The organism is Bacteroidales bacterium (assembly GCA_041671145.1).
Lineage (GTDB): Bacteria > Bacteroidota > Bacteroidia > Bacteroidales > JAHJDW01 > JAQUPB01.
Genome location: JBAZBZ010000004.1, coordinates 88,806 through 105,113 on the forward strand (window position 1 = coordinate 88,806; position 16,308 = coordinate 105,113).

At 30.3% G+C, this 16,308-nt stretch carries 13 protein-coding genes and 1 tRNA gene; 10 read left to right on the plus strand and 4 right to left on the minus strand.

The features are described from left to right. Positions 1–7 precede the first annotated feature (7 nt). The 3 genes from WC223_02500 to WC223_02510 all read right to left on the minus strand — a co-directional run bounded on the left by WC223_02500 (position 8) and on the right by WC223_02510 (position 8,206). The gene (locus WC223_02500; protein MFA6923100.1) at positions 8–3,682 is read right to left on the minus strand and encodes a carboxypeptidase-like regulatory domain-containing protein; all 3,675 of its coding nucleotides are present in this window, start codon (positions 3,680–3,682) and stop codon (positions 8–10) included. Positions 3,683–3,992: 310 nt separating this feature from the next. After that, positions 3,993–4,745, minus strand: a complete 753-nt coding sequence (locus WC223_02505; protein MFA6923101.1) for a LytTR family DNA-binding domain-containing protein — start codon at positions 4,743–4,745, stop codon at positions 3,993–3,995. Positions 4,746–5,032: 287 nt separating this feature from the next. Continuing rightward, on the minus strand, positions 5,033–8,206 hold the full coding sequence (locus WC223_02510; GenBank protein ID MFA6923102.1) for a two-component regulator propeller domain-containing protein: 3,174 nt from the start codon (positions 8,204–8,206) through the stop codon (positions 5,033–5,035). 344 nt (positions 8,207–8,550) lie between these two features. Between WC223_02510 and WC223_02515 the strand changes: the two genes are divergently transcribed. The 10 genes from WC223_02515 (at position 8,551) to WC223_02560 (ending at position 15,979) form a co-directional block, all read left to right on the plus strand. Beyond that, on the plus strand, positions 8,551–9,642 hold the full coding sequence (locus tag WC223_02515) for a site-specific integrase (protein MFA6923103.1): 1,092 nt from the start codon (positions 8,551–8,553) through the stop codon (positions 9,640–9,642). An 85-nt stretch (positions 9,643–9,727) separates the two neighbouring features. Then, positions 9,728–10,270, plus strand: a complete 543-nt coding sequence (locus WC223_02520) for an ORF6N domain-containing protein (GenBank protein ID MFA6923104.1) — start codon at positions 9,728–9,730, stop codon at positions 10,268–10,270. A gap of 58 nt (positions 10,271–10,328) precedes the next feature. Then, positions 10,329–11,450, plus strand: a complete 1,122-nt coding sequence (locus WC223_02525; GenBank protein MFA6923105.1) for a hypothetical protein — start codon at positions 10,329–10,331, stop codon at positions 11,448–11,450. Positions 11,451–11,621: 171 nt separating this feature from the next. After that, the gene (locus WC223_02530) at positions 11,622–11,927 is read left to right on the plus strand and encodes a helix-turn-helix domain-containing protein (GenBank protein ID MFA6923106.1); all 306 of its coding nucleotides are present in this window, start codon (positions 11,622–11,624) and stop codon (positions 11,925–11,927) included. A 5-nt stretch (positions 11,928–11,932) separates the two neighbouring features. After that, a complete protein-coding gene (locus WC223_02535) occupies positions 11,933–12,520 on the plus strand; it encodes a hypothetical protein (GenBank protein ID MFA6923107.1) in 588 nt (195 codons plus the stop codon). A gap of 3 nt (positions 12,521–12,523) precedes the next feature. Beyond that, entirely contained in the window at positions 12,524–12,724 is a 201-nt protein-coding gene (locus WC223_02540) for a helix-turn-helix domain-containing protein (protein MFA6923108.1), read from the plus strand. A 205-nt stretch (positions 12,725–12,929) separates the two neighbouring features. Then, positions 12,930–13,436 (plus strand): hypothetical protein, encoded by a 507-nt coding sequence (locus WC223_02545; GenBank protein MFA6923109.1) that lies wholly within the window; start codon positions 12,930–12,932, stop codon positions 13,434–13,436. Positions 13,437–13,621: 185 nt separating this feature from the next. After that, the gene (locus WC223_02550; GenBank protein ID MFA6923110.1) at positions 13,622–14,269 is read left to right on the plus strand and encodes a recombinase family protein; all 648 of its coding nucleotides are present in this window, start codon (positions 13,622–13,624) and stop codon (positions 14,267–14,269) included. 112 nt (positions 14,270–14,381) lie between these two features. After that, a complete protein-coding gene (locus WC223_02555) occupies positions 14,382–15,047 on the plus strand; it encodes an NYN domain-containing protein (GenBank protein ID MFA6923111.1) in 666 nt (221 codons plus the stop codon). 341 nt (positions 15,048–15,388) lie between these two features. Continuing rightward, on the plus strand, positions 15,389–15,979 hold the full coding sequence (locus WC223_02560; protein ID MFA6923112.1) for a hypothetical protein: 591 nt from the start codon (positions 15,389–15,391) through the stop codon (positions 15,977–15,979). A 175-nt stretch (positions 15,980–16,154) separates the two neighbouring features. Here WC223_02560 and WC223_02565 read toward each other — a convergent pair. Further along, positions 16,155–16,228 (minus strand) — tRNA-Met (locus WC223_02565). Positions 16,229–16,308 lie beyond the last annotated feature (80 nt).

Genomic DNA, 16,308 nt, shown 5'->3' on the forward strand with positions numbered 1-16,308 from the left:
TAACAATTTAAAAATTAAGCGATACTCCTAATCTAACCAATCTTGGTATTCCGTAACAGGCAGGATTATCCACTTTAACAGAATACAAATCCTGAAAAGACAACGGGTTGTAGGAATCTTGAATTGCCTGTTGATATTCCGGTGCTGTCAGATATCCATCGTCATTAGGAATACCTGTAGCTCTATAAACATAAACTATGTTCTTTATATTTAAAATGTTTGTAACAACTACATAAACATTCACAAATAACTGTTTGCCACCCTTCATGGGTTTCAGGTCAATATCCCTGTCAATTCTTACATCTAGTCTTGTCTGCGAAGGCATTCTTGCTCCGTTAATCATTCCTTTAAGGGATGGTGTTTTTCCTGAACCACCGATTTGTGCCTCTTCAGTAACCTGGCTTTGCTTGCTGTATGGTGTTCCTGATGCCCAGTTAATTGTAAAGTTTGCTCCTGTATTTTGAAGCAATAATATTGTTTTTGTTTTATCGGTGCCTTTTATTTTCTTTGTAATTTTTGGTCCATTATATTCTTTACCGGTTCCGTAACGATAATCAACCACTATTGAAATATTGTGGCGACGGTCGTAATCAAGCGGTTGCAGATTTCTTAAATTAGGTAACCCTGCTGCAGCTAAACTTCCACTGGTAGCTGCATTTGAGCCGGTACCATCGGCAAACTGCAAGGTATAACTTGCTTTCAGCAAAACATTTCCGGTTCTTCTGAGGTCGTAAGCTAAAGTTAATCCTTTTACAGTACCGAAGTCAATATTTGTATATGTTACGTAATTAACAGGATAAGCACCGGACAAAAAAGTTTCCTGAACCATATTTCTTAATTCACGATAATAAGTAGATATTTTCAAAGACGAAGTATTGCTTATTTTTTGCTGGAATCCTACTTCGTAGTCAATTGTTCTTTCGGGTTTCAAGTCAGGGTTATTCAGTGGCCATAGCCCCATTTGCCTGATAAACAGATATTGGGTTGGATTCAGAGCCGCTTGGTTAGTATTAGGACGTTTTGTCAATTCATCATAATGAGCAAAAAATAATGCTTCGTCGGAAATAGGGAAAGAAAAAGCAATACGAGGCATAAAGTTTATTTGTGGTTCATAATCTTTAAATGCTTTGGCACTTACTTCAGGTCCCTCGGGGTCAACAAGGTATGGATTAATAACTCCATTTGAAAGCAATATTCCAGGGTCCTGAATTATAGCTCCATCTTTATTGTACCATGTGTTATCATTTCTGTATCCCATAATTGACGTAGGAGTTTTTGCATTATCAACATAAACAACAAAATCGTCCCCGATATTTGAAGGATGAGGACCGAGGTCGGTTACTTCTTTTTTTGTTTTAGCTTCACTCAATAAATATTTATCTTTTAAAACTTTCTGGTTTGCATCAAATCTGTCAAGACGGATTCCTACGTTAAATATCAAATCGTTGAAAGCAAATTTATCCTGAATATAACCGGCAGTATAAATTGGCTGATAAGGAGCTATTTCTCTTTTGTAATATCCTAATTGGTCTTTAGCAGTGAAAAAATCGTCAAGTGTCGGGTTATTTTTTAAGATATTACCTTTGTAATCATAACCTCTGTACCCAACATATCCGCGATAGGGAGAAGTAACAAGATTGCCATTATACAATAATTCATCGGCGCTAAACATATCAATAGAGAAAGTGCTTGGGTCATAAGAATCAACATCAATCCAGTCAGTCCCATTAATAGGCAGTCCAAGTTTTTTTCTTAAATTAATATCGAAAAATGATTGCGAACTTGCATCGTAAATATGGTCATAATTTATAGTATCTAAAAATACAGTTCCTGTTTCGTCATAAACAGGATGAGGATTGTTTTTGTCAAGTTGTACTATATGTTTATTTGCAAGCTGCCTCATCAAAGTCCATAAACCAGTAGGATTTACTCTCCATGACCTGTAAGTTCTTTGTTCGTATAAGAATCCAAGTGTGATTGCATGATTTTTTATATCAGCAGAACCCGAAGCATTTATACTAACTTGACTGGTATTACCATAATCATAAAGGTTAAACTGGGTTCCTGTATTGTTCCACAAATTATAAGCTGTCGGCACACCATCACCGTTTAATAAGCCACCTCTGAAAGATTGAACAATTTCTTTCATTGGAATTCCGCCAGGGAAAAAATCATATATGTCTTGCGTATAATTAGCTAAGTCGCTGTTTATATCACTTCTTTCAAAAGTATAATTATAAACCTGGTCACCTTGGTATAACCATCCATTTTTTCCGGTTACTTCATCGGTATCGTGTATATAATTTTTTCTCATGTATGTTTTAAATTTGCCGATATAACCGTAATCGAACAATTTGTTTTTATGATTGTATGATTCATCTCCTGTGTTAGTTCTTGAGTAATCTGCATTTATTGAATAATAAATATTTTTTATCAGCGCCTTCTTTTTTGTTCTACTGGTATCGGTGTTTGCAAATCTCTGTGTGAATTTTCCATAAAATGCATAAGTATTGCTTTTTGACAAACCGTTATTTTCGGAATTCATAATATTATTGTTATTGCTGACAGCTCTCCATCGGTTAAGTTCAAACCTGCCACCAAAAGTAAGATTGGTATTGGGTGTTGTTTTAATATCAATTTTCCCGGCAAGAGAGTACTTTTTAATACCCGCATTTTCTCTGTATTTAACCTTTTCCAAACTGTCTTTAGTAAGAAATTCGGAATTCAGAAATGGTTGGTATTGTTCGTTTTTTATTGAAAAGTAAACCGGATTTTTTTCAATTCTGTCGAGCACACTTTTTTTTGCCCTCCAGATACCGATATAAGAAGGATTTTCGTCGGCTGCGGTAGTGGCGTCTCCGGCAAGGAAAAATCCCAATAAAGAAGAAGTTTTTGCTTTATTTTTTAATAATGGTCCCTGCAAGCTGAAATTTATAGAGTTATATCCTGTTTTATCAATAATTTCGGAAGTAATTAATTCCAATCCTCCACCCCATTGACGCGAGGGTCCTTTTGTAGTAATGTTAATAACACCGCCTGTAGCGTCACCGTATTGTGCGGGAAGTCCTCCGGTAATAACAGAAATCTGTTCTATTGATTGGGCAGGTAGAGCCACATTTGTTGTAGTTACTTTAACACCGTCAATGTAAGTAACAGTTGCATCGCCACGGGCACCTCTGATGCTTCTTACATCTCCTGATTGAACAACACCTCCCACTGTGGCAACCACTGAATTTGCATCGCGTCCTGCCATTTTTGAAATTTGTTCGGATGTAGCAGTTTCTCCCGATGCTGTTTCATCTTTTGAAATTAAAGGTACTTTATAATCGGTAACAACAACTTCTTTGATGTTAACAGCAGTTTTTGTAAGTTTCATTTCAACAAATGTAATTTTATCCGAATTTATAATAACACCATTCAATTGCTGGGGTTGATAACCCACATACGATGTTTTTATATTGTACTTCCCCGGAGGAATAGGTTTAATAGTAAAATTACCATCGAAGTCCGTAGTTGTTCCGCTAACCTGCCTGCCGCCGGCTTCCATAACAACATTAGCAAAAGGTATAGGTTCTTTAGTTTCGTTATCGGTAATTTTTCCTTTTAATGTACCTGATTGCCCAAATATCTGGATATTTGTTGCTAATACTACTGCAATTGTGTAAAGTACTTTTTTAAACATAGCGTATTTTTTTTCTTATTAATTTGCATTAAAATATAAGGGGGTAAAATTAAAAATAAATTAAAATATTTTCCAAAATTATTTTTTATTTTATATTAAAAATTATTTATTATCTTGCCATTCTTGACTTTTTATATTTTTATTATAATTCCCGGACACTCTAATAATTCTCCTTGTTTTTATATTTTTCAAAAAACTTACATCTCACATTGTAAAAATAAATATTTTAAAAGCAATAAAAAACAAGTAATAAGTGAACGGTCGTTTTGGACAAGTTTTCGGTATATTTAAAAAAGTTTATGGATAAAAATCAAAGATTATTTATTATATCAATTATTGCTTCTCTTTTTCTTCTTGAGACAGGTATAATAGTTTCATCAGCCATAACAATGCTTCCGCCGTCAGTACGCATATATGTTTTTACATATTTTAAATTAATAAGATGTGATTTATGAGGACGTATGAAATTATAACCGCTGAGTAATTCTTCAAAATCTTTTAGTGTTTTTGAAACGAGCATTTTCTTTCCGTCCAAAAAATAAAAATTTGTATAACAATCTTCTGCCTTACAATGAATGATGTTATCTATATCAACCACATGCATTCCTTCAAAGGTTGAAAGCACAATTTTTTTGAAATGGCTGTCAGTATTTTTAGTGTTTTCAAGAAGGACTTTAATATTGGGTTTATTTGATATAGAATTTTTTTTACTTTCAAATTTTTCAAGGGAACTAATGAGGTCTTCGGGGTCGATGGGTTTGAGCAAATAATCTAATGCGCTGTATTTAATAGCTTTTATTGCATATTGGTCGAAAGCAGTTGTAAATATCACTTCATAATTTATATCGTGAGTTTCTTCAAGGAGCCGGAACCCAGAGCCATCAGGCATTTGAATGTCGAGAAATATCACATCAAACTCGGTGTGTTTTTTCATTTCTTCAATTCCGCTTTTATAACCATCTGCCTGCCCGACAATTTCAACGTTTTTACAATATCTGCATAAAAGACCGCTAAGTGCATCTCTTGAAGTTTTTTCGTCATCAATTACAATTGCTTTAATCATAATTTGTTGATAAGTTTATTGTTTGTCGTTTGTAGTTATGTGTTTTTCAGGTAATATACCTTAAACGGCTACATTGTCATATTGTTAAATTGCTGATTGACTTTTAACAATTAAACAATTTAGCAATTCTATTTCAGCAAAAGCTGAATTTAAAACCGTTTGTAGTATAATATAATTTTATCTTTTAAACAACAAACTAATTTTAATTATTTTCAAAAATAAACATAATAAAGTAATAAGCAAAAAAATGTTAAATTGTTGAACTCGGTATTTCATACTTCAATTCTTCATAATTCCCGAAGCGGAAGAGTGATTGTTACTTTTGTTCCGGATGGATTTTTGTTTTCATCATAAAGGTCGGTTATGTTAACTGAAACGGGTTCTTTGCTTCGTTTATTAAGAGCTTCGAGGCGTTCTTTTGTTATCAGCATTCCTTTTGATTCGCGTTTTAAACCTGATTCTTTTTTGATTTGCATCGCTTTTTGTCTTCCTACGCCATTATCTTCGATTATGCATAATATTAAACTTCCCTGCAATGTGATACTTATATTGATACATCCTCTGTTTTCCTTATGAAGTATTCCGTGCAATATGGAATTTTCAACATAAGGTTGAATTATCATTGGCGGGATACCTACAAACTCGTCGTCAATATTTTTATCAACTGAAAAATTATAATCGAATTTATTATTAAAGCGGATTTTTTCAATATCCATATAATATGAAAGTGATTTTATTTCATCGCTTATAGGAACAAATTCTTCTCTTGAATTTGCAAGAATTATGCGCATCAGTTGAGCAAATTTTGATAAATACAAAACAGCTTTATCAATATCGTTGTTGAGGATGAAACTTTGTATTGAGCTTAATGAATTGAAAATAAAATGCGGATTCATTTGCAGACGCAAGGTTTGTCGTTCAAATTCAAATAATTGTTTTTCTATTGCGAGCATCTTTCTTTCTGCTTCATTTTTTTCTTTAATTCTTTTTATACGCAAATAAATAATATACCAGATAAGCAGAATGAGTGCAAGTGTTGATGAAATCCGGAATGTCCACGTTCGCCACCATGGTGGAGTTATTATTATTGTAAATGAAATTCCATCTTCGTTCCAGATGCCGTCGTTATTCGAACCTTTTACCCTGAAAGTGTATTTACCCGGAGCCACTTTTGTATATTCGGCGTAGCGATGGTTTGCATTGCAATTAATCCAGTTCTTATCGAAATTTTCAAGTTTGTATTTATAATTATTATTATCGGGATTTGAAAAATCAAGAGCTGAAAATTCTATTGTAAAAAAATTATCGAAATATTTAAGTTTTATGATTTCTTTATCAAATACATCAACTTTATATGTTTTGTTAAAGATTTTGAAAGAAGTAATTGCTAAAGCCGGTACAAAGGAGTTAAAGTTTATTTTTTCGGGGAAAAAAGAATTAAAACCATTCATTCCGCCGAAAAACATTTCTCCGGAATGAGCTTTAAAATATGAGCCACCGTTAAATTCGTGACTTTGAATTCCATCTTTTACAGAATAATTTGTGAAATATTCTTTTTCTATATTAAATTTAGAAATGCCGTCATTTGTGCTCATCCAAAGGTTGTCTGAATTATCTTCAAGAATAGAATACACAGTATTATCTGCCAGTCCGTCTTTTGTGGAATAATTTTTAAAAGTATTTTTAACCGCATTGAATTTACTCAATCCGCCGCCATATGTACCAATCCAGAGAATATTATTTTCATCTTCATAAATTGAGGCAATGCTGTTGTTGCTGATTGAATTTTTATTTTTTCTGTTTGATTTATAAACGTAAAATTTTTCTGTTCGCTTTTCAAATTTATCCAACCCATTTCCTGTTCCCACCCATATATTTCCTTTTTTATCCTGAAATATAGCGTAAACAGTATTATTGCTGATACTATATTTATTTTTTGGATTGTTTATATATGAAATGAATTTTTCTGATTTTTCATCAAATTTATTTAATCCGTTATCTGTTCCGAGCCATACATTATTATCTTTATCTTTATAAATACACCATACATTATTTCCGCTTATGCTTGATTTATCCGAAGGATTATTTTTATAATTTTTAAATAGTCCTGTTTTTCTATTATAAATGTCAATTCCTTTATCTCCGGTACCTATAATAAGAACATTGGAATTAAGTTCACATATACTTCTTATTCTATTACTCGAAATGCTGTTTTTATTTTCGGGATTATGGTGAAATAATTTTCTGTAATTTTTTTTCCTGTTGTAAATTGTGAGCCCGCCGCCATCGGTTCCAATCCACAAATTATTGTCTTTGTCCATGTACAATGCACCTACTGCATTAATGTTATTATTGTTTGCATCAGGAATATATTGGTAATGAACAAACTTTTTAGAGTTTTTATTAATCTTAGTTATGCCCTTATATGTACCAATCCAGATGATTCCGGTTTTGTCTTCGAAAATACAGCTTACATTGTTATTTATTAAACTGTTTTCATCTTCAGGATTATTTTTCAAGTGTGAAAATACATTTTTTTCTCTGTTGAAGATATTAATTCCGCTGCGTGAAGTTGCAATCCACAATATGCCTGTTCTGTCTTCATAGATATCGGAAATTTCGTTACTGCTGATGGAATTGATATTGCGAGTATCATGAAAATAATTTACAAACTGTTCGTTATTTATATTAAAACCACATAATCCGCTTGGAGTGCCAACCCATAAAATACCTGATTTATCCTGAAAAAGCGATGTTACCGAATCGCTGCATAAAGTATTTTTTATTTTTTTTTGATGAGTAAAATGAGTAAATTTTTGTGCGAGAATATTATATTTATCAAGACCGCGATTTGTTCCGAGCCACAGGAAACCCAGATTATCAACAATAATTTTTCTGACAACATTATTGCACAAAGAATTTATGTTATTTTTATCATTAACAAAATGTTCGAATCGGCTTTCACTTCTGTGAAATAAGTTTAATCCGTTTTGTGTGCCGAGCCAGAGATTGTTGTTTTTATCTTCAATAATTGAATAAATCGTATCGCTGCTTATACTGTTTTTGTTTGTTTTGTTATGGTTGTAATGAATAAATTCCTGTGTTTTGTTATCAAATCTGCTGAGACCTTTATTTGTCCCGAACCATATAAAACCGCTGTTATCAGTGTATATTACGTTTATTGTCTGGTTGCTCAAATCGTTGTCTTCAGTAAAGTCGAGTTTATAAACCATAAAATCATAACCATCGTATTTATTAATTCCATCCCACGTTCCAATCCAGATGTATCCTCTTTTATCCTGATTTATACAATACACCGAATTAACCGACAATCCTCTTTCGACTTTTATTTTTTCCGAAGAAATTCTTTCAAATCTCATTTTATCGTACTGTGGGAATGCATTATGGTATGATGTTACCAATAGAAAGGAAATAGTGAAAAAATATATTTTTATTTTCAATCGGACTTGCATTATAAAAACATTTTTTTCAAAATTATGAAAATAACATAAAGAAAAGAATTTATTCTATAAAAAAAGCCCCAATCTCTCAGGGCTTTTTTAACTGAAAACTCTAAACTGTTTTAGTAGCGAAGAGGATAATACACCCATTAAACAAGTGAAAACATCAACTTAACAAAGTCAATAAAATCAATGCTTTTAATTTTTTTAATACTATTTCTTTTCACTTGTTTTCTCTTTTTTTATAAAAAACCGTCCCCCAAACGTACCCCCAACAAAAATTTATTATTATATTTGTAAACAAAGGAAAACAAAGCACAAATATAAATAAAAAATATATAACTATGGGAGTAAAATTAAGATTTAATGAAAAAAAGAATGTAAAATCTTTTTTTCTTGACATAAACAATAACAATAATAGAATAAAGGAATACTTGGGATTGCATTTAATTAAAGCAACTACACAGGCGGAACGAGAAAGAAACAAAGAGGTAAAACAATTAGCAGAAAGCATAAGAGCCAAAAGAGAACTGGAAATACAGGCAAGCGGTTATGAATATACACCCGCTTTTAAAAGAAAAACTGATTTCATTTCTTATTATGAAAAATTCCTTGAAAAATACACAAACCAAGATATAAGAATTGTAAAATACTCTTTTGAGCATTTAAAAAAATTTGTTGCATTAAAAGGATTTAAAAGCGGCGTAATGGCTAAAGATATTACAGAGGAGTTGTGCCAACAATTCAAATCATATCTTACAGAAAACCTCAACGGTGAAACTCCATGCAATTATTTTACAAAGTTTAAAAAAGTTTTGAAGCAAGCTACAAAAGATAAAATCATAAAAGAAAATCCAGCGGAGGAAATTAGAAATACAAAAACAAGCGGTTTAAAAAAAGATATTCTAAACATAAATGAAATTTCAAAACTTGCACAAACTCCATGTGGTAGCGACAATGTAAAACGAGCATTTTTATTCAGCTTAAATACTGGTTTAAGGTGGTGTGATTTGAAATTGCTTAAATGGAAAAATATTGACTTAGGTACAAATAAATTCAAGATAACACAGGAAAAAACAAAACACAGTTCAAAAGACGCTATTTTAAACAGTGATTTAAACAGTAATGCTTTAAAAGTAATTGGTAAAAAAGGCAAGCCCGATGAATTTGTTTTCAATTTGCCAAGTCATTCAGCAAGTAGCAGGACTTTAAAAAGGTGGGTAAAAAAGGCGGGGATTGATAAAAGCATTTCTTGGCATTGTGCAAGACATTCTTTTGGTGTTAATATGCTCGATACTCAAATTGGTAATGCCGATGTTAAAACCGTTGCAAGTGCTTTAGGACATAGCAGTATTAAGTATATGGACGTTTATTCAAGAGTAATTGACGAGAGAAAAAAACAAGCAATAAATAATTTGCCTGAAATTAAAATTTAATTAATATTGAGGTTTCAAAATAAAACTTTAAAAGTAAAAATCATGGTATCACAATTTGTGATACCACTTAAAACACAATAAGAACATGGAAATACAAATTATTCAAAACAAAATATATGAAATAAGAGGACAAAAAGTAATGTTAGATTTTGATTTAGCAAACCTCTATGAAGTAGAAACCAAAAACCTAAACCTTGCAGTAAAAAGAAATATAGAGCGGTTTCCTGCCGATTTTATGTTTCAACTAACAAAAGATGAATGGGAAAGTTTGAGGTTGCAAATTGCAACCTCAAACAATAATTTTTTGAGGTTGCAAAATGAAACCTTAGAAAAAAGAGGAGGCAGGCGTTATTTACCTTATGCTTTTACAGAGCAAGGACTGGCAATGCTAAGCGGTATATTAAGCTCTAAAAAGGCAATTACTGTGAATATTGCTATTATGAGAGCTTTTGTAATGATTAGGCAGTATTACATGAATTATAAAGAATTGAAACTGCAAATTGAAAAACTTGAAAAGGAAATGAACAGAAAATTTAAAGATATTAATGAAGCATTGCATTTTTTACTCGAACCTCCTCAACCACCAAGAAAACGGATAGGTTATAAAATACCGGAAAAAAATAAATAATTTACCTGAAATGGAAATTTGATAAATATTGAAAAATAATTTAAAATTTAATAATACTATGGATTCATTGAAAGAGTTGGAACAAATATTTAGTAGTAAAAATAACTACGAAAATATGATATTATCTTATTCAATAAAGGGTTATAATAACCCGAATGATGAGTTAAACATAATTTTAAAAGAAAGAGAAAAATTAAGTTTGACAGATGAACAAATAAGAAAGGTAAAATTAAGCCATACTGCTAAACTATTAGAAAATCAAGTGAAGCAATTGATAAAAAACATTAGGCAAAATATTTCGGAAAAATTAAATGTTTTAGCAGAAAATCATTTAAAAGTTGAATATATAGATAATAAAATAAAAATATTAAACACTTTATATGTAAAAGCTATAATTATTATTGCCGAATACCCTGAATTTACAGAAGAAAGAGCAAATGAATTAAAAGAACTTAGCGTATTCTCTTTAAATATTTTTATAAAAGAAAATAAATCTTTGTTATGTGAAGATTTAATAAAAAATTTACGTAATGCTGCTCCAAAAATCCTTAATAATATTGATACTAATAAAGACAATTTTTTAAATACAATTAATAAAATTTCCAATGAAGAAATATTAGTTATGTACTTAATTACTTCAACACAGTATATTTCTGATTTATGTGAGACAATAATAAAAGACAATCGTTTTATAATTGAGAAAGAATATGAAATTATTAAAAATAAATTTGGTTTATTTGAAATAAAAAATAAATTTACAAGCAATAATAAAAATTATATTTTGTTAAATTGTGAATTAACAAATATACAATTAGCAAAACTATACAGGGAGCTTAAAAATGATATAAATGAATTTATTGCAATTGATACCGACGAAAATAATTTTATATCCGTTTTTAAAGATAAACAACCAAGTGAAAAAATTAAATGGATTAAATCAAACCCTAAAAATAAAAAGGAAGTAAATAAAAAATCACTTTTTGCATTTTTTAAAATACTTGTAGATAAAGGAAAAATAAATAAAGATTATCAAAATAATAATAGCTTACTTTTTTCATTCTTGGAAAGTAATTTTAAAGATGGAATAAATGATAAAGATTTTACACCTTTCACTAATAGCAATTGTCAGAAAAAATCGGCATTTCAGAATGTTTTTGAAAATATAATTTCTTCCCTTTAATACTTTTCTCAAAATAGCTTATTGCTTACTATCTGTGTGTAAGCAATTGCAGTACCCTGTTTTTACTTATATTTTTGTTGCAAACGTTGCAGATAATATGTTTTTCATATTGTCTTTATAATTAACCGACTTTGCAAAGTCATTTTATTAATCTTTAAAATTATTATTAAAATGATAAAAGAAAACTTAACTATCGAGCAACGCCTCGATAACATTGAGAATTTGCTTATAGGAAGCAAAGAAGTATTAACCTTTGAAGAATTTTGCAATTATTGTGGAATATCAAAGAGTTTCGGATACAAACTAACTGCAAGAAAAGAAGCTCCGCATTATTGCCGGGGTGGGAAAATGCTTTATTTCAGTAAAGCTGAAATAGATAATTGGCTTTTACAAAATCCAATTAAAACTACTGCACAAATTGAACAACAAGCAGCAACTTATGTAACGCTTAAAAATAAAGGAATTAATAAAAAATAAAAAATATGAAAGAGTGGAAATTACATCATTACTCCGTTATTTCGGAGAGATCAAATATAGCATATAATATAGGACAAATTCCTAAAGAAGCAAAGGTTATAAAGACATTTAAAAATACTAATTCGGGTATTTTGTCAAGTATAACAGATTTACAACTTCTAAAAAACAAAAGGAATAAATATTTGTTAGAGTTTCTTTATAAATACAAAAAGTATTTTGAAAAAAAAGAAATATCAATTCTTACTGGTGTAATAAATTTAGAGCATTATACTAAAATAGGAAGTTTTGTTTCTGATTTTAAAAAGAAATTAAAAAGAAAAAACATCGATGTTTACGGTTATGTATGGGTTAGGGATTTTGGTAATGAAATGTTTAAAATTCATGCTCACATATTAATTGCAACCGCAAGAATTAATGAAACTACTTTTAGTAACCTTTTTTCTAAAAAAACTCATTCAAAATACAATTTTCAATTTGCCAAATCAATAGGAAAATTAACAAATTACCTAAAGAAAAAAGAATTGTACGGAGTAAATAAAATGAGAGCATATAGTAAATCAAGAAAGTTTTTAACACCGAAAAAAATAATATAAACTATGATAACAAGTATTACAAAAAAACAACTTGCTCAAAAAATGGGTGTTTCGCAATCTACATTGCAAAAGTATTTGAATAATATTTGGTTTGAAAAGCTAAAAGAACTGAATTATGTAAAACGCCAACGAATATTAACCCCGAAGCAACTTGAATTGATTAAAAATATTTGGGGCGAATTTGAAACAAACAATAATAATTAATTTCAATTAATTCTATATAACAGCAAACGCCAATAAACAATAAGCAGTGTATATACTCACTGTATATTTGCAATAACTCTTGTATTGTTTGTATATAGCAAATATATATTTATTGTATTGTCAGAATATATAAAAGCAATATAACAGCTATTTAACAGGCAAATAACAATAAAAAGTTATATAAATAAATTTAAAAATATTAATTATGATACGAAAAAATTTTAAAAACATTCAAATCATGGCTAAAGTTGAATTGTGGGAACACTTTAACGATATTTTTATGCAATCGGAAGCAAATAGCAAGGGTGAATTTTTATCAATGCTCTTGGAAAATTACTTAAATCCTGATTACGAAACTGCTTTAAAAAAAATAACTGATGAAAAAAACAATGAAGTTTCAAAGCTAATTGCAGGTTTTGAGCAACTTCAAAAATCTTTTGACGATTATAAAGCTGCAAAAGAAAAGGAAGAACAAGAAGCCAAAGAAAAGGCAGAGGCGGAAGCTAAAGCCAAAATGGAACAGAAAGAAAATGAACTTAAACTTGCAGAAGAAAAGGCAAAAGCGGAAACGGAAAACAAAAAAAATGAGGCGGAAGCCAAAGAAAAAAAGAAACAAGAAGCCGATAAGTTAGAAGTAGAAACTAAAGCAAAGGCAGAACAAGAAAACGCCGACAACAATGTTTCTTTTTGGGATAATATTCATGAGTGGTAATAGCATTAAAAAAACAGGCATAAAATAAGAAGTTATAAAATGGTTGTCTTGCCTTACTTTTTAAAGTGCCTGTTTTTTATTTCAGAGGTTCAATATAAAGGTAGAGAAAAATATATTGAAAAAATGCTGAAAAATCAAGCATTTTAAAATTATAAAAAGTAGCTCACAGAAAACACTTGTTTAAAATGAACCAGTCAGAGAAAAATAATGTTTGTTTATTTGTTCGGGTTAGTACCGATAAACAAGATTATCAAAGACAAATCAACGAACTTAACGAATATTGTACACAAAAAGGTTTTAATATTACAAAAACCATTGCGACACAAATTTCAGGAACAAAAACCGACAAAAACCGCCCGGACATTAAAGAATTATTTGAAGCTGCCAAACAAAAACAATTTAATAAAGTTGTTGTTTGCGAAATATCACGACTTGGGCGGGTTGCAAAGGATATAAGAAACACGATTGATTTTTTGCATAAATTAAAAATTCCAATTATTTTTAAAAATCTCGGTGGACTTGAGAGCATTTCCGAAAACGGAAATGAAAGTTTCGTTACAAATATCATAATTGCTATATACAGCGAACTTGCACAGGAAGAAAAACGGTTATTATCCGAAAGGGTTAAATCGGGCTTGCAAAATGCTTTGAAAAATGGCAAAATAATAGGAAGGGCAAAGGGAAGTATTAAAAACAAAAAGAAACTATTAAAAGAATATTCCAAACTTGCAGAGGACTTAAAAAAGGGCTTTTCGCTTAACCAGTGTGTAAAACTGCATAATGTTTCAAAAAATACGGTTTTAAAAGTAAAGAATATGTTAAAAAATGAATAAAAATTTGTTTTTTGAAAATTTGTATATACATTTGTATAATTGTTTACCCCCCTATGATGAGACATTCATAGGTTGACCCCACAAATGCAGTGGGGTTTCAATTTATATAAACATGAGTGATAAACAAAAAATAATCTTTTACATTGATGGATTTAATTTCTATTATGGTTTAAAAAGCCAAAATTGGAAAAAATATTATTGGATTGATATTGTTAAATTTTGTCAATCATTTATTAGACCACATCAAGAACTTATAGAAGTTAATTATTTTTCCGCAATTCCAACAGGAAATAAAGGTAAACAAGAACGACAAGATTTATTTTTTTCCGTTAATAAACAAAATCCTTTATTTAAACTCCATTTAGGCAAATATTTAAGCAAAAAAATACATTGCAAAAATTTTAAATATGACGAACATTGTAAAAATTGTGATGGTTTTGTTTACACTTTTGAAGAAAAGGAAACGGATGTTCGGCTTGCTACACAAATGATTCGGGATTGCGTTAAAAAAAGATGTGATATTTCTGTATTAATTTCTGCCGATAGCGATTTAATTCCCCCAATTGAATTTATTAGAGAAAACAACACAGAATTTTCTAAAAACCATAAAATATTTGTATTCTTTCCACCCAAAAGGTTTTCATACAATTTGCATAGTTTAGCCGATTTTAGTTTAAAACTTGAAACAGTCAAAAAAAGATTTGAACTTGCAATTTTACCTGATGAAGTTGTATTGAAAAATAAGTATGTTTTGAAAAGACCTGATAAATGGAAATAAATCTATTCTATTAACTATTTATTATTTTAGAATTTACAATTACTTTTATTATATTTGCCCTGTTAATCCGTTCTTTACTTATGAAAAATAAAAAGCGTTAATTTTTATTTTTGTCTTAGAAAACTGGTAACTTTCAAAAGGAACAATTAATAATAAGTTAATGCTCATGCTAAAAGCGTGGGCTTAATTTATTTTGTTCCTTAGGTATACCAGTACCTCTAAGACGGATAATATTACAGTCCACGCTTTTAGCATTTATTAACTAACCGCTTTAGGAACTGGAGTAGAAAGGATTTTGTAATTAAATAAAATTATTTACTAACATTTAAACTAAAAAAACTATGAAAAAATATTTAATATTTTTATTAAGTGTTGTGCTAATTGCATCAACAACTTTTACATCTTGTAAAAAAGAAACAGCTATTAAAGGCGATAAAGGGGAAACAGGAGCTAAAGGCGACAAAGGAGATAAGGGCGACAAAGGAGATAAAGGCGATACTGGACAACAAGGTATTCCGGGTGTACCGGGTCAAGATGGTAATGCAAATGTCCACAGTTACACCTATAATGCCACATCGAGTAATTGGAATCAATCAAATCCTTATTATTATGCTCATTTGTTAGTTCCAGCAATTACTCAAAATATTGTTAATTATGGTGTTGTTTTAGTGTATATGAGCGACGGTTCAGGTGGGTGGTTTGCTTTGCCTTACACAGATTATTTAACAAGTTCTATTTTCACGCTACATGATATAAATTACGGATTAGGTTTCGTTGACATTTGGGTTTCTGACTCTGACAAGACACAAACTGCAAATCCAGGTGATGAAACTTTTCGGGTTGTTGTAATTGAAGGCACAGCTGGGGCAATACCAAAAAATATTAATGTTAAAAATTATAGTGAAGTTAAAGAATATTTTAATTTACAATAATTATAAAACTTTGCTGAAAATTAAGAAAGCCCTGTAAATTCGGGGCTTTTTTATGTTGCTATTTTATTACTTCAAAAATGATATACAATCAGCTAAAATTACCAAAACCGTCCCCCAAACGTACCCCCGACAAAACAAAAGCCCTGAATTAACAGGGCTTTAAGCATATAATTAGTAGCGAAGAGGGGAGTTGAACCCCTGACCTCCGGGTTATGAATCCGGCGCTCTTACCAACTGAGCTACCTCGCCAAATTTTTTTAAGAATGCAAACCTACGGAATTTTTTTAAATTTTAAAATAACTAAAATGAAATTAATTTGATTGTTGCAC